Source organism: Streptomyces sp. WAC 01529 (genome assembly GCF_003945545.1).
Lineage (GTDB): Bacteria > Actinomycetota > Actinomycetes > Streptomycetales > Streptomycetaceae > Streptomyces > Streptomyces anatolicus.
Genome location: NZ_CP029617.1, coordinates 4,780,672 through 4,801,224, shown reverse-complemented (window position 1 = coordinate 4,801,224; position 20,553 = coordinate 4,780,672). Strand labels below are relative to the sequence as shown.

Below are 20,553 nucleotides of genomic sequence, written 5' to 3'. Positions count from 1 at the left end.
GCCCCAAGACGCCGACCCGCTCCATGGCCCGGCAGGGCCCCCGCGGCGAGGCTTGGTGTACGGAAAACAGGCAGCTGAGCAGAGACGGATGGCAGTGATGGCCGCGGAGTACGGACAGGGGCACACACACATGGACCGGCCGGAATTCCGGGGGACCGGCGCCGAGAGGCGGCGGCGCCTCCCCGCGGGGCTGCGCGCTCCGATCGAGGCGCGCACCTGGAAGGAGTTCGGCTACATCCTGCTGAGCCTGCCCATCGGGCTCACCTCCTTCGTCTTCGCGGTCACGTCGGTCTCGCTCGGCGCGGGCCTGCTGATCACCTTCATCGGCATCCCGGTGCTCGCCGGCGCCCTGGCGGGCTGCCGCGGCATCGGCGCCCTGGAGCGCACCCGGGCCCGCGGCCTGCTCGACCTGGACGTCGCCGCCCCGGAGCCCCTGCGGCCCAAGGGCGGCGGTCCGATGGCGGTCATCGGGGCCGTCCTGAAGAGCGGCGCGTCCTGGCGGCACCTGCTCTACTGCGTGCTGCTGATGCCGTGGGCGCTGTTCTCGTTCACCGTGGCGGTCGTCTTCTGGGCTTACGGCTGGATGATGCTCACGTATCCGCTGTGGTTCTGGCTCTTCCCGATGTACGGAGGCCAGGACGGCATCCAGCTCTACGGCGACGACGGCCACCGCATCTACCTGGACAACCCCTTCGAGATCGGCGTCACCGCGGGCACCGGCCTGCTGATCACGCTGGCCACGCCGTGGATCCTGCGGGCCCTGACGACCGTGGACCGGCTGATGGTGCACGGCCTGCTCGGCCCCTCGCGGCTCGCGACCCGCGTCGTCGAGCTGGAGTCGGACCGGGGCGTCGTCGTGGACACCGCCGCCGCCGACCTGCGCCGCATCGAGCGCGATCTGCACGACGGCGCGCAGGCCCGCCTCGTCGCCCTCGCCATGGATCTGGGCCTCGCCAAGGAGAAGCTGACCGAGGACCCCGAGGCCGCGGCCCGCATGGTCGACGAGGCCCACGGCGAGGTGAAGGTCGCCCTCCAGGAGCTGCGCGACCTGGCCCGCGGCATCCATCCGGCGGTCCTGACCGACCGCGGTCTGGACGCGGCGCTCTCCGCGCTTGCCGCGCGCTGCACCGTGCCGGTCCAGGTCGAGGTGGACCTGGCGAGCCGTCCGGCGGCGGCGATCGAGGGCATCGCGTACTTCACCGTCTCCGAGCTGCTGCAGAACATCAGCAAGCACAGCCGGGCGACGCGGGGCTCGGTCGACGTGTGGCGCGCCGAGAACCGGCTGATGCTCCAGGTCACGGACGACGGTTACGGCGGCGCCGACGCGTCGGCGGGCTCCGGGCTCGCGGGCCTCGCCGAACGGCTCGACGCGGTCGACGGGATCCTCGTGGTCGACTCCCCGCAGGGCGGCCCGACGACGATCACGGCGGAACTGCCCTGGCGCAAGGCCTGAACGGCCCAAGCCGAACACCACGGGCGCAAGGCCTGACCGGCACGGGCCGAACACCACGGGCGCGAGGCCCGAAGGGCAAGAACCGAACTCCCCCGGCACAGGGCACCAGTTGATCAGCGCCCCCCACGCCCCGCCGCCCCCGCCCCCCCCCGCCCCGGGCCAGGGGCGGCGCGCCGCGTGCGGGGCGTACCAGTCTGGCGACAGCACCGGTGGCCGGGCCCGGATCGCGCGATACTGAGGTGCCGGATGCCCGGGCGACGCGATGGACGTCGTACCGGCGCCGGCCGAACGAGCGCGCCGGGGGGCCGAAAACAGTGGAGGACAAAGTGCGGGTGGTCATCGCCGAGGATTCAGTGCTGCTCAGGGAGGGCCTGACCCGGTTGCTGACCGACCGCGGGCACGACGTGGTGGCCGGCGTGGGGGACGCCGACGCGCTGATCAAGACGATCACGGAGCTGGCGTCGCGGGACGCGCTGCCGGACGTGGTCGTCGCCGACGTGCGGATGCCCCCGACCCATACGGACGAAGGGGTGCGGGCCGCGGTCTTCCTGCGCCAGCAGCATCCGGGGCTCGGGGTGCTGGTCCTCTCGCAGTACGTCGAGGAGCAGTACGCCACCGAACTGCTCGCCGGGTCGAGCCGGGGCGTGGGCTATCTGCTCAAGGACCGGGTCGCCGAGGTCCGCGAGTTCGTGGACGCGGTGGTGCGGGTGGCCGAGGGGGGCACGGCGCTCGACCCGGAGGTCGTGGCGCAGCTGCTCGGCCGCAGCCGCAAGCAGGACGTGCTCGCGGGGCTTACTCCGCGCGAGCGCGAGGTACTCGGCCTGATGGCGGAGGGCCGGACGAACTCGGCGGTCGCCCGGCAGCTCGTGGTGAGCGACGGCGCCGTCGAGAAGCACGTGAGCAACATCTTCCTGAAGCTCGGGCTCTCCCCGAGTGACGGGGATCACCGCCGTGTGCTCGCGGTTCTCACGTATCTCAACTCATGACGCGTGACGAGCTGACACCCTGCCAGTGATCGGCAGGACCGAACGACCGAACACCAGAGCCAGAGCCACGCCAGAGCCAGAGAAGTCCCAGAACCAGAAGACGAGCGGGGAGCGTCATCTATGAAGGACCGGGGGGTAAGGCAGATCATGGCAGAACAGGACATCGGAGCGTCCCAAAAAGACGTCCAAAATGCGAGCTACCCGAGGAAGGCGACCCTTACAGACGTAGGGTGGGCCTTGGGAACGCCGGGCGTCCCGGCACTTCCCCTCAGTCGCCTCGAGGGAGGTCCACTTCAGTGACCAGCCAGGTCAGCAGCGAAGCCGAGCAGGCCGACGGGGCACTCGTCGGAGAGCAACGCAAGCCCGCGGGCGGGAAAGACGTACGGCGCCTGGACCGGGTGATCATCCGCTTCGCGGGTGACTCCGGTGACGGCATGCAGCTCACGGGTGACCGCTTCACTTCGGAGACCGCGTCCTTCGGCAACGACCTGTCGACGCTGCCGAACTTCCCGGCCGAGATCAGGGCGCCCGCCGGCACCCTGCCGGGCGTCTCCTCCTTCCAGCTCCACTTCGCCGACCACGACATCCTCACGCCCGGCGACGCGCCGAACGTCCTGGTGGCGATGAACCCGGCGGCACTGAAGGCGAACATCGGCGACGTGCCGCGCGGCGCGGAGATCATCGTCAACACGGACGAGTTCTCCAAGCGGGCGATGCAGAAGGTCGGTTACGACACCTCGCCGCTGGAGGACGGCTCCCTGGATGGCTACAGCGTGCACCCCGTGCCGCTGACCACGCTGACGGTGGAGGCGCTGAAGGAGTTCGACCTCTCGCGCAAGGACGCGGGCCGGTCCAAGAACATGTTCGCGCTCGGCCTGCTGTCGTGGATGTACCACCGGCCGACCGAGGGAACCGAGAAGTTCCTGCGGACCAAGTTCGCCAAGAAGCCCGACATCGCCGAGGCGAACATCGCGGCGTTCCACGCGGGCTGGAACTTCGGCGAGACCACCGAGGACTTCGCGGTCTCCTACGAGGTCGCCCCGGCCGCCAAGGCGTTCCCGACCGGCACCTACCGCAACATCTCCGGGAACCTCGCCCTGTCGTACGGGCTGATCGCGGCCGGCCGCCAGGCGGATCTGCCGCTGTACCTGGGCTCGTACCCCATCACGCCCGCCTCGGACATCCTCCACGAGCTGTCCAGGCACAAGAACTTCGGCGTGCGCACCTTCCAGGCGGAGGACGAGATCGCGGGGATCGGCGCGGCGCTCGGTGCCGCGTTCGGCGGCTCGCTGGCGGTGACGACGACCTCCGGGCCCGGGGTGGCGCTGAAGTCGGAGACCATCGGGCTCGCGGTCTCCCTCGAACTGCCGCTGCTCATCGTGGACATCCAGCGCGGCGGCCCCTCCACCGGCCTGCCGACCAAGACCGAGCAGGCCGACCTGCTCCAGGCGATGTACGGGCGCAACGGCGAGGCGCCGGTGCCGATCGTGGCGCCGAGGACCCCGGCGGACTGCTTCGACGCCGCTCTGGAGGCGGCCCGGATCGCGGTCACCTACCGCACGCCGGTCTTCCTGCTGAGCGACGGCTACCTGGCCAACGGCAGCGAGCCGTGGCGGATCCCGGAGGTGGACGAACTGCCCGATCTGCGCGTGCAGTTCGCCTCGGGCACCAACCACACCGAGGACGACGGCACCGAGGTCTTCTGGCCCTACAAGCGCGACCCGCAGACCCTCGCCCGCCCCTGGGCGGTCCCCGGCACACCCGGGCTCGAACACCGCATCGGCGGCATCGAGAAGCAGGACGGCACGGGCAACATCTCGTACGACCCGGCCAACCACGACTTCATGGTCCGCACCCGCCAGGCGAAGGTCGACGGCATCGACGTGCCCGACCTGGAGGTCGACGACACGCGCGGGGACGCCACCACGCTGGTCCTCGGCTGGGGTTCGACGTACGGGCCGATCACCGCGGCGGTCCGGCGGCTGCGCGCGGCCGGTGTGCCCATCGCCCAGGCCCATCTGCGCCATCTGAACCCGTTCCCGCGGAACCTGGGCGAGGTCCTCGGGCGTTACGAGAAGGTGGTGGTCCCCGAGATGAACCTCGGTCAGCTCGCCACCCTCATCAGGGCGAAGTACCTGGTGGACGCGGTCTCGTACAACCAGGTCAACGGAATGCCGTTCAAGGCCGAGCAGCTCGCCACGGCTCTCAAGGAGGCCATCGATGACTGACGTCGGCAACGGACTGCTGAAGCTGGTCCCCAAGGCCGAGGCCAAGCAGTCCATGAAGGACTTCAAGTCCGACCAGGAGGTGCGCTGGTGCCCGGGCTGCGGTGACTACGCCGTGCTGGCCGCCGTGCAGGGCTTCATGCCGGACCTCGGCCTGGCGAAGGAGAACATCGTCTTCGTCTCCGGGATCGGCTGCTCCTCCCGCTTCCCGTACTACATGAACACGTACGGGATGCACTCCATCCACGGCCGCGCCCCGGCCATCGCCACCGGCCTCGCCTCCTCGCGGCGCGACCTGAGCGTATGGGTGGTGACCGGCGACGGCGACGCGCTCTCCATCGGCGGCAACCACCTCATCCACGCCCTGCGCCGCAACGTGAACCTGAAGATCCTGCTCTTCAACAACAGGATCTACGGCCTCACCAAGGGCCAGTACAGCCCCACCTCGGAAGTCGGCAAGATCACCAAGTCGACGCCGATGGGCTCGCTGGACGCGCCGTTCAACCCGGTCTCGCTGGCGATCGGCGCGGAGGCGTCCTTCGTGGCGCGGACCGTGGACTCCGACCGCAAGCACCTCACGTCGGTGCTGCGCGAGGCCGCCGACCACCCGGGCACCGCGCTGGTGGAGATCTACCAGAACTGCAACATCTTCAACGACGGCGCCTTCGAGGTCCTCAAGGACAAGCAGCAGGCGGAGGAGGCGGTGATCCGCCTGGAGCACGGGCAGCCGATCCGCTTCGGCACCGACGCCTCCAAGGGCGTGGTGCGCGACGCGGTCACCGGCGACCTGAAGGTCGTCGCGGTCACCCCGGAGAACGAGCGCGACATCCTCGTCCACGACGCGCACTCCGCGTCCCCGACGACCGCGTTCGCCCTCTCCCGCCTCGCCGACCCGGACACCCTGCACCACACCCCGATCGGCGTCTTCCGCGACGTGGAGCGGCCGGTCTACGACACGCTCATGGCCGACCAGCTCGACAGCGCCATCGAGCAGAACGGCAAGGGCGACCTCGCCGCGCTGCTCGCGGGCGGCGACACGTGGACGGTCGTCGGCTAGCCGCCTCCCTCGCGCGAAAGCCCGGTTCTGGATCTTTCAGAGCCGGGCTTCGTCGTACTCCCGGCGCGCCTGCTGTACGTCGTCCATGCGCCGCTCCGTCCAGGCCGCGAGGGCCTTGACCTGCTCGGCGGCCTCGCGGCCGAGGTCCGTGAGGGAGTAGTCGACGCGGGGCGGGATGACCGGCTTGGCGTCGCGGTGCACCAGGCCGTCGCGCTCCAGGGTCTGGAGGGTCTGGCTCAGCATCTTCTCGCTGACGCGGCTCACCTCGCCGATGGCGCGGCGCAGCTCGCTGAAGCGGTACGAGCGCTCCGCGAGGGCGATCAGGATCAGCACGCCCCAGCGGCTCGTGACGTGCTCCAGGACCAGGCGGTAGGGGCACATCTCCTCGCCGCCGCCGCGGCTCCAGCTACTTACGGACATACCAGTACCTTACTTCAAAGTGGGTACTTACGGATAGTTAGTGCCGGAGCTAGGGTGAGTGGCAGACCGCATCGAAGAGGAGATTTCAGACATGAGCATCGTCGTCACCGGAGCCACCGGGCACCTCGGCCGCCTCGTCATCGAGGGGCTGCTCACCGCCGGTGTCCCCGCCGGGGAGGTCGCGGCCGTCGTACGCGACAAGGACAAGGCCGCCGACCTCGCCGAGCGCGGCGTCGAGCTGCGCACAGCCGACTACAGCGCCCCCGAGACCCTGCGCGGCGCCTTCGCCGCGGGCGACCGCGTGCTGCTCATCTCCGGCAGCGAGGTCGGGCGGCGGGTGGAGCAGCACCGCGCGGTGATCGACGCGGCGCGCGAGGCGGGCGTGGCGCTCCTCGCCTACACGAGCATCCTCGGCGGGCCCGACGCCGACTTCGACCTGGCGGCCGAGCACAAGGCCACCGAGCGGCTGATCGCCGACTCCGGTCTGCCGTACGCCTTCCTGCGCAACGGCTGGTACCACGAGAACTACACCGAGCACCTGGCCCCGGTCCTCGAACACGGTGCCGTCATCGCCTCCGCGGGCGAGGGCCGCATCGCCTCCGCCTCGCGCGCCGACTACGCGGCGGCCGCCGTCGCCGTCCTGACCGGCGAGGGTCACGAGGGCAAGGTGTACGAGCTGAGCGGCGACGTCGCGTGGAGCATGGCCGAGTACGCCGCCGAGGTCGCCCGGCAGAGCGGCAAGGACATCTCGTACGTGAACGTCCCCGCCGAGGAGCATCTCGCGGTGCTGACCGGCGCGGGGGTGCCCGAGCCGATGGCGGCGATCCTCGTCGACGTCGACGCGGCTGTCGGGCGGGGGCGCCTCGCGGGGACCAGCGGTGACCTCGCCCGGCTGATCGGGCGGCCGACCACGGGTATCGCCGAGGCGGTGGCCGCGGGGCTTCGGCGTTGACCGCTTGTCCTCAAATGCCGGACGGGCTTACCGACCCGGCTCATGTCATGAGTGTTCCAGGTATACGGGCATGACAGGCGAGGGCTCTCGGCGCTACCTTCGGGGAGGCAGCGTCGGACTGCCGTGTGGCGAGGAGGGCCCGTGGAGAGCGGAGCAGCCGGACAGGCCAGGAGCGAGCAGCGCATAGGGCTGCTGAACGGCTTCGCGGCCTACGGGATGTGGGGCCTCGTCCCCCTTTTCTGGCCGCTCCTCAAACCGTCCGGGGCCGCCGAGATCCTCGCGCACCGGATGGCGTGGTCGCTCGTCGTGGTGGGCGTCGCGCTCCTGTTCGTACGGCGTTGGGGCTGGGCGCGCGAGCTGGTGCGCCGGCCCCGCCGACTGGGCCTGGTGGCGGTCGCCGCGGCGGTCATCACCCTCAACTGGGGCGTCTACATCTGGTCCGTGAACAACGGCCACGTCGTCGAGGCCTCCCTCGGGTACTTCATCAACCCCCTGGTCACCATCGCGATAGGCGTGCTGCTGCTCGGCGAGCGGCTGCGGCCCGTGCAGTGGGCGGCCGTCGCGGTGGGGCTCGCGGCGGTCCTCGTGCTCGCCTTCGGCTATGGGCAGCCGCCGTGGATCTCGCTCTGCCTCGCCTTCTCCTTCGCGGTGTACGGGCTGGTGAAGAAGAAGGTCAACCTCAGCGGCCTCGAGTCGCTCGCCGCCGAGACCGCCGTGCAGTTCCTGCCCGCTGTCGCCTTTCTGGTGTGGCTCGGCTCGCGGGGGGACCTCACGTTCGGCACGGAGGGCGCCGGGCACGCGGCGCTGCTCGCCGCGACCGGAGTGGTGACCGCCGCTCCCCTGGTCTGCTTCGGCGCCGCGGCGATCCGGGTGCCGCTCTCCACGCTGGGGCTGCTCCAGTACCTCGCGCCCGTCTTCCAGTTCCTGCTCGGGATCCTGTACTTCCACGAGGCGATGCCGCCCGAGCGGTGGGCGGGCTTCGGGCTGGTGTGGCTGGCGCTGTCGCTGCTGACGTGGGACGCGCTGCGGACGGCCCGCCGCAACGCGGCCCGGCTGACCGCCGCACGCCGTGCCGCGGAGGGCGCGTCGTCCACCTCGTCTGCCCCGTCTGCCCGGTCCGCCCCCTCTGTGGCTCCTGGCGAGCGGGAGCCCGCGGCCTGACGTGCCCTAGGGCCTGTCCGGCGGATCAGGTCGCGTTCGGGTGGCGGCCACCTCTTGGTGCCGGTGAGCGGGGTTTGGTGCGTCGAGATGCAAGGCGGAGGAGGGCGGCAACGCGGAGCGTTGACAACCGACGACAACGCCGCAGATCGGCGTGCCAAACCCCGCGTCCGGCGACATGATCCGCCGGACAGGCCCTAGCCCCAGGCGCCCGCCTCCGCGGCCCTCCTCGCGTACTCCGTGAAGTCGCGGGCCTCACGGCCGAGCACCTCGCGGACGCCGGGGGCCGGAGCGGAGTTGTGGCCCCCGGCGAGGAAGGCGAGCACCTCCGCCAGTGACCGGGCGGCGTCCTCGGGCACGCCCCGCCCGGTCAGTTCGGCCACATAGGCCTCCCCCGTGACGTCCTCGAACCGCATCGGCCGGCCCGACGCCTCCGCCATCTCCGCCACCGCTTCGGCGAAGGTCAGCGAGCGCGGCCCGGAGAGTTCGTACGTACGGCCCGTGTGCCCGTCCTCGGTGAGCAGGGCGGCGGCCACCTCCGCGATGTCCTCCACGTCGACGAACGGCTCCGGCACGTCGCCGACCGGCAGCGCCAGGCGGCCTTCGAGCAGGGGTGCGTGGAAGACGTCCTCGTCGAAGTTCTGCGAGAAGTTGTTCGGGCGGATCACCGTCCAGTCCACGCCCGCCTCGCGCACCACGCGCTCGGCCTCCGCCATGGACGGTTCGAAGGAGTCGCCGAAGACCTCGATGCCCCGGCCGGACAGGACCACGAAGCGGCGTACGCCCGCCGCCTTCGCCTGCGCGACGAAGTCGGCGATCGGCTCGGGGTCGGGCGGGCCGACGAGGTAGAGGGCGCCCACGCCGTCCAGGGCGGGGGCCCAGGTGGCGCGGTCGGTCCAGTCGAAGGGGGTCTCCGCGGTGCGGGACGCGGCGCGCACGGGGTGGCCCGCCGCGCGGAGCCGGGCCACCACGCGGCGGCCGGTCTTGCCGGTGGCGCCGAGCACGAGGATGGGGCGGTCGGGGGCGGCGGGGGTGCGGGTGGGGGTGTGGGTGGTGGTGGCGGGCGTGTCGTGCTGCGCGTTGTCGGTCATGCGTTCAGCCAACCGCCCCCGGCGTTTCGGTGACATGGGCGTCCGTCTTGGTGGCATGGGTGTCCGTCTACCGTGGGGCCATGGACGCTCTGGGGGATCTGCTGCGAGGGGTGCGCGCGGACGGCGCGCTGTTCAACCGGACGGTGCTGACGCGCCCTTGGGAGACGCGCCGCGCCGAGGGGGTGGCGCTCGAACTGATCACGGTGGTGCGGGGCGTGGCGCGGATCGCCGTGGCGGCGGCGGGCGAGGCGCGGACCCTGCGGGCGGGCGGGGCCGCGATCGTGTGCACGAACGCGCCGTTCACGCTGGCTGCCGCGGGGCCTGGCACGGGGTCCGGCGCGGGTCCCGGCGCGGGTCCCGGCGCGGGTCCCGGCGCCGGGTGCGAACTGGTCACCGGCGCGTACCAGTTGGACAGCTCCGTCGGGCGGCGGCTCGTCAGCGCGCTGCCGCCGCTGCTCGTCGTGCCGGCCGGCGAGGAGTGCATGCCCATCGTGGAACTCATCGCCGCCGAGATCGCCGCGGACCGGCCGGGCCGTCAGTACGTGATGGACCGGATGCTCGACTGGATGCTGGCGTGCACCCTGCGGGAGTGGTTCGACCTGCCCGAGGCCTGCCCGCCCGCCTGGTACCGCGCGCTCGGCGACGACGTGGTCGGCCCCGCGCTGCGCGCCATGCACGACGAGCCGGCCCGGCCCTGGACGGTGGCGGCGCTCGCCGCGCGCGCCCAGGTCTCGCGGGCCGCCTTCGCCAGGAACTTCACCGACCTGGTCGGCAGGCCCCCGATGGCGTACCTCACCGAGTGGCGCATGACGCTCGCCGCCGAACTGCTCGCCGAGCCCGGCGCGACGGTCGCCTCGGTGGCGGGACAGGTGGGGTACGCCGACGGGTTCGGCTTCAGCGACGCGTTCAAGCGGATCCGGGGCATCGCGCCGAGCGGCTACCGCGCCTCGCTGGCGCTTCAGCACGGGAAGCGGGGTCAGGACCAGAAGCTGGGCGCGCTCTCCGCGTAACCGATATAACTGGTTACATGCATACGACCCTGCACTGGAAGCTCGTCATCGACGCCAACGACCCGCATGCCCAGGCCGTCTTCTGGGCGGAGACGCTGGGGTACGAGGTCGAGGACAACAGCGCCCTGATCGAGCGCCTGCTCGGCTTCGGCGCGGTGCCGGAGGCGGCGGCCGTCGACTTCCGCGGCCGCCGCGCCTGGCGCGACCTCATCGCCGTGCGCCACCCCGAGGACCCCTACGAGGAGGAGACCGGGGTGGGTCTCGGCCGCCGCATCCTCTTCCAGCGCGTCCCCGAGGCCAAGACCGGCAAGAACCGGCTGCATCTCGATGTGCACTCCGGGGCCGGCGGCCGGGACGGTGAGGTGGCCCGTCTGGAGGGGCTCGGCGCGGTGGTGGAGCGGCATGTCAGGGAGCCAGGGGGCGAGTGGGTGATCATGCGGGACCCGGAGGGCAACGAGTTCTGTGTCCACTAGGGGGGAGGGGACGGCGGTGGCAAGCTTGCGGTGACGATGCCTCTTCGGCGGGGTGCCGGGGGCGCCGTCAGCTCTGCCAGCTCTGCCAGCGAGGAGGCCTCCCCCGTGTCCCTGAAGACACCCCTGGCAGCCCGCCTCCGGGACGCCCCGGAGGCGGGACCCCGATGCGCGGAGGCCAAGAGCACCTCGGCGAAGAAGCGGCCCACGGCGGCGAAGGCGCGGTGAGCGCAGAGGAGCGGGTGAGCGCCGAGGACAGGGAGAGCGTGGGGCCCGGAGGGGGTGCCGGGGGCGGAGGGGGTGCCGAGGGCGGAGGGGGTGCCGAGGACCGAGCAGGCTCCGAACGCCGGGCGTGTGCCGAGGACCGAGCAGACGCCGGTGACAGGGCAGGCGCCGGGGCCGGATCGGGCACCGAACGCGGGGCGGACGCCAAGGGCCGAGCAGGCGCCGGAGACAGAGCAGGCTCCGAACGCAGGGCAGGCGCCGAGGACCGAGCCAGCGCCGGATGCCGGGCTGGCGCCGAGAGCCGAGTGGGCGCCGGGCGCCGGGTGGGCGCCGAGGACCGAGTGAGAGCGGGCTTCGAGGACAGCGCGGGCGTCGAACGCGGCCCGGTCGGCGGGAGGAAGGGCGCGGGCCCTCCCCAGCGCCTCCTCCTCGCCGTCTGCGGCGGCTTCGCGCTGCTGTCGCTCGCCCTCGTGCCGCTCTCCCTGCCCCTCGGCTGGGACGAACTCGTCTACGCCAGCAGGTACTCCCCCTACGGGCCCGCCACTCCCTTCAGCGCGCCCCGCACCCGCGGGGTGCCGTTCCTCATCGCGCCGGTGGCCCTCTGGAGCGACTCCGTCGTGCTGCTCCGGGTGTGGCTGACGCTGCTCTCGACCGCCGCGCTCTATCTCGGGTTCCGGCCCTGGCTGCGGGCCGCGCACCGGCCCCTGATGGCCCCGGTCGCCGCCGCGCTCTACGGCGGGCTGTGGATCACGCTCTTCTACGCGAGCGCGGCGATGCCCAACCACTACACCGCCATGGGGGCGGTCGGCGCGGTCGGCCTCTTCCTCTGGTCGCGGCAGTCCCTCCGCACGTACGCCGGTGTCGCGGCCGGCATCGCCCTCGCCACGCTGATGCGTCCCAACGACGGTTTCGCCATAGGGCTGCCCCTGCTCCTCGCCGCCCTGCTGGTGCCCGCCTGGCGGGGGCGCGGCCGCGTGGTGGCCGTGCTCGGCGGGCTCGCGGCGGGAGCGCTGCCCTGGGCCGTGGAGGCGTACGTCCGTTTCGGCGGCGTCCGCGAACGGCTGACGGAGGCCAGCGAGGTGCAGGGGGACCTGCGCCCGCTCCTGTCGTTCGTCCACCACCTCACGGTCATGGACGGCCCGCTGCTCTGCCGCCCCTGCGACAGCGACGGCATCCGCCCCGTGGCGACGGAGTGGTGGCTGCTGCTGCTCCTCCTGGTGACGGCGGGCCTGTGGACCCTGCGCCGAGAACGCGCCCCCCAGAGCGCTTCCGAGGCGACGAGACCCCCCGCCACCACCCTCACCCTCCTCACCGCCCTCGCCATCGCCCTGCCCTATCTCCTCCTCGTCCCCTACGCCGCCCCCCGCTTCCTCCTCCCCACCCATGCCTTGCTCGCCCCCACCGCCGCCCTCGGGCTCCTCACCCTCGTCGGGGTCGCCCGCGCCGGACGGCACCGGTGGGTCGGCGCCGGTCTGGTGGGGGTCGTGCTCGGGGGGCATCTCCTCGTGCAGGTTCTGCTCGCTCACGGCAACGCCACGATCCAGGCGGGCGCCCGCGACGACTGGGCGCGGGTCGCCGAAGTGCTGGAGCGGCACGGTGTCGGCAACGGTTCGCGTCCCGGCGCCCGTACCGACGCCCCCTGCACCCTGGGCGGCAACACCTCCGTCATCCCCCTCGCCCATGTCGCCGGATGCGCACCCGGCGGCCCGGCGGACGGCCCCGGCGACCTCAGCGCCCTCGTGCTGCGCGAGGCCGCGCCCCCGCACTGGGCCCGCGACTGGCCCCGCCATGCCGTGCCCGGCACGTACTCCTCCGGGTGGGTCGTCCACGTACGCCCTTGAGAAGCCCCCTGGACGCCATTGCTTGCGCATGCATATAGTGCGCGTGCAAGTAATTGCCGCGCCCGGCCGCACCGGGCCCATCCAGGGGGATTCACATGACCCGCTCGTTCCTCTTCGTCGTCGGCAGCGCCCGCCCCGAGGGCAACTCCGAGATCCTGGCCCGCAAGGCCGCCGAGCAGCTGCCCGCGGACGCCGGGCAGCGCTGGATCAACCTCGCCGAGCACCCGCTCCCCGACTTCGCGGACCTGCGCCACGACGAGACCCTCCCTCGCGCCCGCCCCCGCCCCGAGGGCGACCACGAGGCGCTGCTCCTCGATGCCACCCTCGAAGCCACGGACATCGTCATCGTCTCGCCGCTGTACTGGTACTCCGTGTCGGCCACCGTCAAGCGCTACCTCGACTACTGGGACGCCTGGCTGGAGACCCCGGAGATCGGCTTCAAGGAGTCGCTGAAGGGCCGCACCCTGTGGGGCGTGACCGCGCTCGCGCACACCGAGGAGGAGGTCGCCGAGCCGCTGATCGGCACGCTGAACAACACCGCCGCCTACTTCCCCATGCGCTTCGGCGGCGTCCTGCTCGGCAACGGCACCCGGCCCGGCCAGGTGCTCGACGACACCGAGGCCCTTGCCCGCGCCAAGACGTTCTTCGCGCAGGAGCCGCCGCTGGCCCGCTTCCCCTACGACAAGGCGTGACCGGGGCCCGGCCCGGCCGCCACCTCACGCCATGATGTCCTTCGCCCCGAACCGCGCCCACGCCGCCGAGCCGAAGACCGCCGCGTAGAGCCCCTGCATCCGGAGGTTCTTGAGGAGGTCGTCCCAGTAGACGGGCTCGCGCATCAGATCGGCGAAGGAGAGCCAGTAGTGGGAGAAGAAGTAGGGGTGGAGGGCGTCCAGTTGGGGGATCTGGTCGAGGATCTGGACGGTGATCAGCAGGCCCACCGTCGTCGCCATCGCCGCGATGCCGCTGCTGGTGAGCGTCGAGACGAAGAGCCCGAGCGCCGCCACGCCGATCAGTGACGCGGCGACGACGAGCGCGATGAGCAGGGCCCGCCACAGCCCCTCGCCGAAGCCGATGCGCGTACCGGAGATCGTCGTGACCTCGCCGAGCGGGAAGAGCAGCGCACCCGTGGCGAGCGCGGACACGGCGACTACCAGGGTCGCGACCAGGCAGAACGTCAGCGTGGTCGCGTACTTGACGAGGAGCAGCCGGGTGCGTCCCGCGGGCGCGACCAGCAGATAGCGCAGGGTGCCCGCGTTCGCCTCCCCCGCGATGGCGTCGCCCGCGACCACGCCGATCGCCATCGGCAGGAAGAACGGCAGGGTCGCGGCGAGCGCGGTGAAGACCAGGAACAGGCCGTTGTTGGTGATCTGCGCGATGAACGCGGGGCCGCCGCCCTCCCCGCCTCCGCCGACCGTCGAACCGTCGCTCGTCTCGATCTTGACGGCGACACCGACGAGCACCGGCACGGCGGCGAGCACGCCGAGCAGCGCCAGAGTCCGCCAGCGGCGGAAGGTGATCATCAGCTCGCTGCGGAAGAGCCCGAGGGTCCACAGCGCGCGCGGCGCCCTCGGCTCGCCCCCGTCACCCGTCGATACGTCCACGACCTCAGCCCGCGACATCGAAACCCTCCCCCGTGAGCGCCACGAACGCGTCCTCCAGCGAGGCCCGTTCGAGCCCGAAGCCGCGGACGCGGACGCCCGCCTCGACCAGCGCGGCGTTCAGATCGGCGAGTTCCGTCTCCCGCCCCGAGGCGTCCTTGTCTGGCGGCTCGCCCGTCACGCGGTCCTCCGCCACGACCAGGTCCGCCACGCCACGCTCCTTCAGGACGCGGGCCGCCTCGCCCGGGTCCGGTGTCGTCACGACGAGCCTGCCGCGCGCGCCCGCGGCCAGGTCGGCGACCGGGCCCTGGGTGATCAGGCGGCCCCGCGTCATGACGGCGGCGTGCGTGCAGACCTGCTCGATCTCGTCGAGGAGGTGCGAGGAGAGGAAGACGGTGGTGCCCTCGGCCGCCAGTTCCCGCACCAGGGTGCGGATCTCGCGCATGCCCTGCGGGTCGAGGCCGTTCGTCGGCTCGTCCAGGACGAGGAGCCTGCGCGGCTGGAGCAGGGCCGCCGCGAGGCCGAGCCGCTGCTTCATGCCCAGTGAGTACGCCTTCGCCTTCTTGCCCGCGGCGGCGGTGAGGCCCACCCGGTCGAGGGCGGCATCGGCGCGCACGCGCCGGGTACGGGGGTCGGCGGCCGGGTCGGCGGAGTCGTACCGCAGGAGGTTGTCGCGGCCCGAGAGGAAGCCGTAGAGGGCGGGGCCTTCGATCAGCGCGCCCACGTGCGGGAGCACGGTGCGCGTGGCGCGCGGCATGGGTCTGCCGAGGAGCCGTGCGGTGCCGGAGGTCGGCTCGATGAGGCCCATCAGCATGCGGATGGTGGTCGTCTTGCCCGAGCCGTTCGGCCCGAGGAACCCGAAGACGCTGCCCTCGGGGACGGTGAGGTCCAGCCGGTCGACGGCGAGATGCCTGCCGTAACGCTTGGTGAGCCCCCGGGTCTCGATGACGTACGCGGCACCGTCCGGGCCGCCGGGCTCCCGATCCCCGTCCCGGCCGCCCGGCTCCAGCTCCCCGCCCCCGCCGAGCGCGTCGCCCGGCGTGGGCCGTCCCCCGATGGTGTCCGGCACCGCTTCCTCCTGTCACCCGGCTCCCGGCTCCCGACGCGCGGTGTTCCTCGGTGCCGCCACCCGGCGGCACCGAGGAACACCGAACAGGCCCCACGCCTAGTGGGCCGCGTTCGCCGCCTTGACGAGCGCGTCCTTCGTGACCGCACCCGCGTACACCGTGCCGTCGTCGGTGACGAGGGCGTTGACCAGTCGGGTCGAGAAGACCGTGCCGGAGCCGAACTCGCCGCTCACCTGGTCGCCCAGCGAGTCCAGCAGCTTCTGCGCGTCCGGCGGGACGTCGCCCGAACCGGCCGTCGGCAGGCCCTTGCCGCCCGGCAGCTTCAGCTCGGCGATCGCGTTCCAGCCCTCGCCGATGACCTTCAGGTCGTTGAGGTCCTCTTCCTTGAACTCCTTGCCGCCCTTGTTCCTGTCCTCGGCGTCACGGCCGTCCCCGGCGTGCTCCTCGGCCTCGGTGACCTTCGCGCCCTTGGGCGGCGCGAAGTCGAACGTGTCCGCCGACGGCTTCCCGAAGTCGACCTTGGTGAAGCCCGCGTCGATCACCGCCGCGCCCCCGGAGGCCGGGGTCAGGGTGAACTTGAGCGGCGTACCCGTCTTCGCGTCCACGGCGACCGTGATCTGCCCGATCGTGGAACCGCTCTGCTTCGGCTTGATGACCAGGCGGTACGCGTCACGGCCCGCGACCTGCGCGGTCCCGTCGACCTTCACGGACGTCGTGTCGTCGACGGCCTTCAGCGCCTGCTCGGCGAACTCCTTGGGCGTGGCGGGCAGATCCTCGGCCGCGCCCTTCGGGACGTCGGATTCCTTCGGGCCCCGGTCCTTCGCGTCCTCGGGCGCCTTCGCGTGGTACGCCTCGTTCGACGCGCTGTCGTACGCCCACAGCTCGTCGCCGTCGTGGATCAGGCTGTACTCGGAGGCGTCCCCTAGGACGGACACCTTCTGCTTGTCGGGGCCATCGGCCGCGACCCGCAGCGTGTGCGTACCCGAGGCCAGTTCCATCAGCTTGGCCTTGGGGTCGGCGGCCGAGCCCTCGCCCTCGCCGTCGCGGCCCGCGCCGCCACCGCCGGCGAGACCGCCCGCCATGCCGCCCATCGACGGCAGACCCAGATCCGTACTGATCTTGACGTTGCCGGAGAGCCGCTGCGTGTCCGACGCGGCGATCTTCTCGACGAGTTCCTGAGCGGTGACCTTCGGCAGATCCGGGTCGCCCGAGGTGGCGAGCGCCGGGACGAGCCCGATGGTCGCCGCCGCCACCCCCGCCACCGCGACCGGGACCGCGTAACGGGCCGCCTTGCGGCGGCCGACGCGCGGCTCCCCGGCCTCACTGGTGTCCTGTTCCGGTTCGTACGGTGCCATTGTGTGCCCTACCTCCGTGGTCGGCGGCGGCCTTCCCTGTACGTGCTGTACATCCCTGTACGTGCATACATGCGTACGTGCCATCGTCCACCCCGCGCCGCCATTCTCACCCGAATTGGTCAGGAGTGGTGGTTCCTGCTGGGTTCTATCCGACCAAATCGGCCGCCCCAAAGCGTCAGACCCCGGGCTCAACTCCACGTACTGCCCAGGGATGACATGAAGCGGCGGCGCCTCCCCCGACCCGTAGGGGATGGCGCCGCCGATCGTCAGTACTGGTTGGCCCAGTCGGCCCAGTCGGCCCTGGTCACTCAGCCGGCCCGGTGCACCACCAGGTCGCAGAGCTCCACCAGCGAGATCTTCGCGTCGCACTCCGGCAGCGGCGCCAGCGCGGCCCGCGCCTCCTCCGCGTACCGCACGGTGTCCCGGCGGGCCTGCTCCAGGGCAGGGTGCGCGCGCAGCAGGGAGAGCGCCTCGGCGTGCCGGGCGTCGTCGGTGAGGTCGGAGGCGAGCAGCTCGCTCAGGGCGATGTCCTCGGGCAGGCCGAACCGCGCCACGCGCTCGCGCAGCCGCAGGACCGGCAGCGTGGGGATGCCCTCGCGCAGGTCCGTGCCCGGCGTCTTGCCGGACTCGTGCGAGTCGGAGGCGATGTCGAGCACGTCGTCGGCGAGCTGGAAGGCGACGCCGAGCCGCTCGCCGTACTGCGTCAGGACGTCCACGACCGTCTCGTCGGCGCCGGACATCATCGCGCCGAACCGGCAGGCGACGGCGACCAGCGAGCCGGTCTTGCCGCCGAGCACGTCGAGGTAGTGGTCGACCGGGTCGCGCCCCTCGCTGGGCCCCGCGGTCTCCAGGATCTGGCCGGTCACCAGGCGTTCGAACGCCTCCGCCTGGATGCGGACGGCCTCCGGGCCGAGGTCGGCCAGGATGTAGGAGGCGCGGGCGAAGAGGAAGTCACCGGTCAGCACGGCCACGGAGTTGCCCCAGCGCTGGTTGGCGCTCTCGACGCCGCGGCGTACATCCGCCTCGTCCATCACGTCGTCGTGGTAGAGCGTCGCGAGGTGCGTCAGCTCGACGACCACGGCGGAGGGCACGATGCCCGGCGCGTACGGGTCGCCGAACTGGGAGGCGAGCATCACGAGCAGCGGGCGGAAACGCTTTCCCCCGGCACGGACGAGGTGCTGGGCGGCTTCCGTGATGAAGGGGACCTCGCTCTTGGTGGCCTCCAGGAGGCCCTCCTCGACAGCCGCCAACCCTGCCTGGACATCGGCTTCGAGAGCCTGGTCCCGCACGCTCAGCCCAAAAGGCCCGACGACGGTCACGAGAGGTTCTCCTGTCTGCTGACGATCACATGGCGAACTCGGTCGATCATTGGATCTCGGTCGATGACACGGTTTGTCGATGTGTCGCTGCCATCACTCAAGTCAGCGTATCCGGTCGCCTTTCGATCACAGCGAGCACCTGCCCGCACAAACGCGGCCGGGCGACCTGCGATCACCACCGGTATGTTCTTGATCAGCCCATACGACCAAGACGCCCTTTCCGCACCACTGGGCACGTAAGACCGGGAGAAACCGCTTTGTCCCGTACTACCGCTGAGTACGAGGTCTCCCCATGACGCACCCGAAGATCCGGTCCGGCACCGACTTCCCGTACGAGACGACGCACGAGGACATTCGCGTACCCCTCGCCGACGGGACCACGCTCTTCGCGCGCGTATGGCGCCCGGTGACCGACGAGCCCGTTCCCGTACTCCTCGAATACCTGCCCTCCCGCCTCAGCGACCGGACGGCGGCGCGCGACTGGCAGCGCCACCCCTGGTACGCGGGCCACGGCTACGCGTCCGTGCGCGTCGACGCCCGCGGGCACGGCAACAGCGAGGGCGTGCCCGCCGACGAGCACCGCGGGCAGGAGGCGGCCGACGGTGTCGAGGTGGTGAACTGGCTGGCCGGGCAGGAGTGGTCGACCGGGAAGGTCGGCATGTTCGGCATCTCGCGGGGCGGCTCCGAGGCGCTGCGGATCGCGGCCCTCGCGCCCGAGCCGCTCAAGGCGGTCGTCACGGTCTGCTCGGCGGACGACGGCTTCGACGACGGCGGGCACTACATGGGTGGTTCCGTCCTGGCGGCGGGCATGCACGCGGGGGCGGCGGCGACGCTGGCCTTCGTATCGCGCCCGCCGGATCCGTACCACGTGGGCGACGTGTGGCGCGCGATGTGGCTGACGCGCCTGGAGGCCGTCGAGCCCCCCATCCACACCTGGCTGGACCACCAGACCCGCGACGACTACTGGCGGCACGGCAGCGTCCGCGAAAACCGCTCCGCGATCGGCGCCGCCGTCCTCGCGGTGGGCGGCTGGCACGACCCGTACCGGGACACGGTCCTGCGCCTGGTCGCGCACCTCCCCGACGACCGGGTGCGGGGCCTGATCGGCCCGTGGCCGCACCAGTACCCCGACCGGGGCCTGCCGCCGGGCCCGGCGATCGGCTTCCTCCAGGAGACGCTGCGCTGGTGGGACCACCACCTCAAGGGCGTCGACACGGGCGTCATGGCCGAACCGAAGCTCCGCTCCTGGATCAGCGACTCGCACCCGCCGGTGACGGCCCGCCCGGAGCTGCGCGGGGGCTGGGTCGGCGACCCCTCCTGGCCCTCCCCGCACGTCACACCCACCACCTACGCCCTGCAGGGCAACCCCGTACTGGTCAACTCCCCGCAGCACACCGGTCTGGACGCGGGCCGCTTCCGCCCGTCCGGCAACGACGCCGACCTGCCGCCCGACCAGCGCGACGAGGACGCGAAGTCGGCGTGCTTCGAATTCGAGGTCCCCTCCGAGGTACGGATCCTGGGGCGCCCGAAAGTGACCCTGCGGCTCCGCATGGACGTGCCGTTCGGCCAGGCGATCGCCCGTCTGTGCGACATCGCGCCGGACGGCTCGTCCACGCTCGTCACCCGGGGCGTGCTGAACCTCTCCGCCCGCCACGGCGGGGACCGCGCGGACGCGTGGCCGCTCGGCGCCACCGAGGACGTGGCCTTCGAGCTGACCGGCATCGGCCACACCTTCGCGCCGGGCCACCGCATCCGCCTCGCGGTCTCCTCCGCTTACTGGCCGTGGATCTGGCCGCAGGCGGACTCGGCGGGCTTCACCCTGCACCCGGTCGGCAGCTCCCTGGAACTGCCGGTCCGCACCGGCGGCTTGGACCCGGCGATCACCTTCGAGCCCCCCGAGCAGTCCGCGCCGCTCGGCGTGGTCCATCCGGCGACGCTCGACGAGGAGCGCCCCGAACGCCTGGTCGTACGCGATGTCGCCAAGGGCGAGTGGCGCCTTGAGGTCGACCCGCGCTGCGGCGGTACGCGCGTGTACCCCGACGGGCTCGAGCTCACCGAGGACGCCGTGGAGACGTACACGATCCACGAGAACGATCCGCTGAGCGCCCGCGCCCGCTCCGACTGGACGATCCGTCTGCACCGCCCCGAACTCGGCTGGGACGCCAGGATCGAGACGCACTCGGAGATCACCTGCGACGCGGCGGACTTCCTCACCACGGACGAGGTGATCTGCCGCGACGGCGACGAGGTCGTCTTCCACCGCACCTGGGAGCGCCGGATCCGCCGCACGGCGGGGTGAGCCGGTCCGCTCCCCGCTTCTCAGAGC

At 72.1% G+C, this 20,553-nt stretch carries 17 protein-coding genes; 11 read left to right on the top strand and 6 right to left on the bottom strand.

The features are described 5' to 3' along the window. The first annotated feature begins 97 nt into the window (after window positions 1-97). From DMA15_RS21670 to DMA15_RS21655, 4 genes are all read left to right on the top strand, one after another. Window positions 98-1,453 (top strand): sensor histidine kinase, encoded by a 1,356-nt coding sequence (locus tag DMA15_RS21670; protein WP_125517930.1) that lies wholly within the window; start codon window positions 98-100, stop codon window positions 1,451-1,453. A 326-nt stretch (window positions 1,454-1,779) separates the two neighbouring features. Beyond that, window positions 1,780-2,439: a response regulator transcription factor gene (locus DMA15_RS21665; protein WP_276314393.1), complete on the top strand. Its 660-nt coding sequence runs from the start codon at window positions 1,780-1,782 to the stop codon at window positions 2,437-2,439. 296 nt (window positions 2,440-2,735) lie between these two features. After that, complete coding sequence (locus DMA15_RS21660; RefSeq protein WP_125514433.1) at window positions 2,736-4,667, top strand: 2-oxoacid:acceptor oxidoreductase subunit alpha; 1,932 nt, start codon at window positions 2,736-2,738, stop codon at window positions 4,665-4,667. After that, window positions 4,660-5,721 carry a 2-oxoacid:ferredoxin oxidoreductase subunit beta gene (locus tag DMA15_RS21655; protein WP_125514432.1) on the top strand — a complete coding sequence of 354 codons (1,062 nt, stop codon included), beginning with the start codon at window positions 4,660-4,662 and terminating at the stop codon, window positions 5,719-5,721. The genes DMA15_RS21660 and DMA15_RS21655 overlap by 8 nt, the downstream gene beginning before the upstream one ends. A gap of 36 nt (window positions 5,722-5,757) precedes the next feature. Here DMA15_RS21655 and DMA15_RS21650 read toward each other — a convergent pair whose 3' ends face one another. Continuing rightward, window positions 5,758-6,141, bottom strand: a complete 384-nt coding sequence (locus DMA15_RS21650; RefSeq protein ID WP_125514431.1) for a helix-turn-helix domain-containing protein — start codon at window positions 6,139-6,141, stop codon at window positions 5,758-5,760. Between the two features lie 91 nt (window positions 6,142-6,232). Between DMA15_RS21650 and DMA15_RS21645 the strand changes: the two genes are divergently transcribed. Beyond that, the gene (locus tag DMA15_RS21645) at window positions 6,233-7,093 is read left to right on the top strand and encodes an SDR family oxidoreductase (RefSeq protein ID WP_125514430.1); all 861 of its coding nucleotides are present in this window, start codon (window positions 6,233-6,235) and stop codon (window positions 7,091-7,093) included. 141 nt (window positions 7,094-7,234) lie between these two features. Continuing rightward, window positions 7,235-8,254: an EamA family transporter RarD gene (rarD, locus tag DMA15_RS21640; RefSeq protein WP_276314363.1), complete on the top strand. Its 1,020-nt coding sequence runs from the start codon at window positions 7,235-7,237 to the stop codon at window positions 8,252-8,254. A gap of 194 nt (window positions 8,255-8,448) precedes the next feature. Here the strand turns inward: rarD and DMA15_RS21635 are convergent, their stop codons facing one another. After that, window positions 8,449-9,342, bottom strand: coding sequence for an NAD(P)H-binding protein (locus tag DMA15_RS21635; protein ID WP_125514429.1), 894 nt, complete (start codon window positions 9,340-9,342; stop codon window positions 8,449-8,451). 80 nt (window positions 9,343-9,422) lie between these two features. Between DMA15_RS21635 and DMA15_RS21630 the strand changes: the two genes are divergently transcribed. The 4 genes from DMA15_RS21630 (at window position 9,423) to DMA15_RS21615 (ending at window position 13,580) form a co-directional block, all read left to right on the top strand. Then, the gene (locus DMA15_RS21630; RefSeq protein WP_125514428.1) at window positions 9,423-10,352 is read left to right on the top strand and encodes an AraC family transcriptional regulator; all 930 of its coding nucleotides are present in this window, start codon (window positions 9,423-9,425) and stop codon (window positions 10,350-10,352) included. 17 nt (window positions 10,353-10,369) lie between these two features. Next, on the top strand, window positions 10,370-10,825 hold the full coding sequence (locus DMA15_RS21625; protein ID WP_125514427.1) for a VOC family protein: 456 nt from the start codon (window positions 10,370-10,372) through the stop codon (window positions 10,823-10,825). Window positions 10,826-11,388: 563 nt separating this feature from the next. Continuing rightward, window positions 11,389-12,888, top strand: coding sequence for a hypothetical protein (locus tag DMA15_RS21620; protein ID WP_240659887.1), 1,500 nt, complete (start codon window positions 11,389-11,391; stop codon window positions 12,886-12,888). Between the two features lie 95 nt (window positions 12,889-12,983). Further along, on the top strand, window positions 12,984-13,580 hold the full coding sequence (locus DMA15_RS21615; RefSeq protein WP_125514426.1) for an NAD(P)H-dependent oxidoreductase: 597 nt from the start codon (window positions 12,984-12,986) through the stop codon (window positions 13,578-13,580). Window positions 13,581-13,604: 24 nt separating this feature from the next. On the opposite strand, the gene DMA15_RS21610 is transcribed toward DMA15_RS21615, so the two are convergent. The 4 genes from DMA15_RS21610 to DMA15_RS21595 form a co-directional block, all read right to left on the bottom strand. Next, window positions 13,605-14,507: an ABC transporter permease gene (locus tag DMA15_RS21610; protein WP_125514425.1), complete on the bottom strand. Its 903-nt coding sequence runs from the start codon at window positions 14,505-14,507 to the stop codon at window positions 13,605-13,607. Next, window positions 14,494-15,495, bottom strand: a complete 1,002-nt coding sequence (locus DMA15_RS21605; protein ID WP_125517927.1) for an ABC transporter ATP-binding protein — start codon at window positions 15,493-15,495, stop codon at window positions 14,494-14,496. The genes DMA15_RS21610 and DMA15_RS21605 overlap by 14 nt, the downstream gene beginning before the upstream one ends. A gap of 156 nt (window positions 15,496-15,651) precedes the next feature. After that, complete coding sequence (locus DMA15_RS21600) at window positions 15,652-16,908, bottom strand: DUF2092 domain-containing protein (RefSeq protein WP_125514424.1); 1,257 nt, start codon at window positions 16,906-16,908, stop codon at window positions 15,652-15,654. Window positions 16,909-17,216: 308 nt separating this feature from the next. Next, a complete protein-coding gene (locus tag DMA15_RS21595; protein WP_125514423.1) occupies window positions 17,217-18,227 on the bottom strand; it encodes a polyprenyl synthetase family protein in 1,011 nt (336 codons plus the stop codon). Window positions 18,228-18,534: 307 nt separating this feature from the next. Here DMA15_RS21595 and DMA15_RS21590 point away from each other — a divergent pair, with 307 nt between their 5' ends. Further along, complete coding sequence (locus tag DMA15_RS21590) at window positions 18,535-20,526, top strand: CocE/NonD family hydrolase (protein WP_125517926.1); 1,992 nt, start codon at window positions 18,535-18,537, stop codon at window positions 20,524-20,526. Window positions 20,527-20,553: the final 27 nt, after the last annotated feature.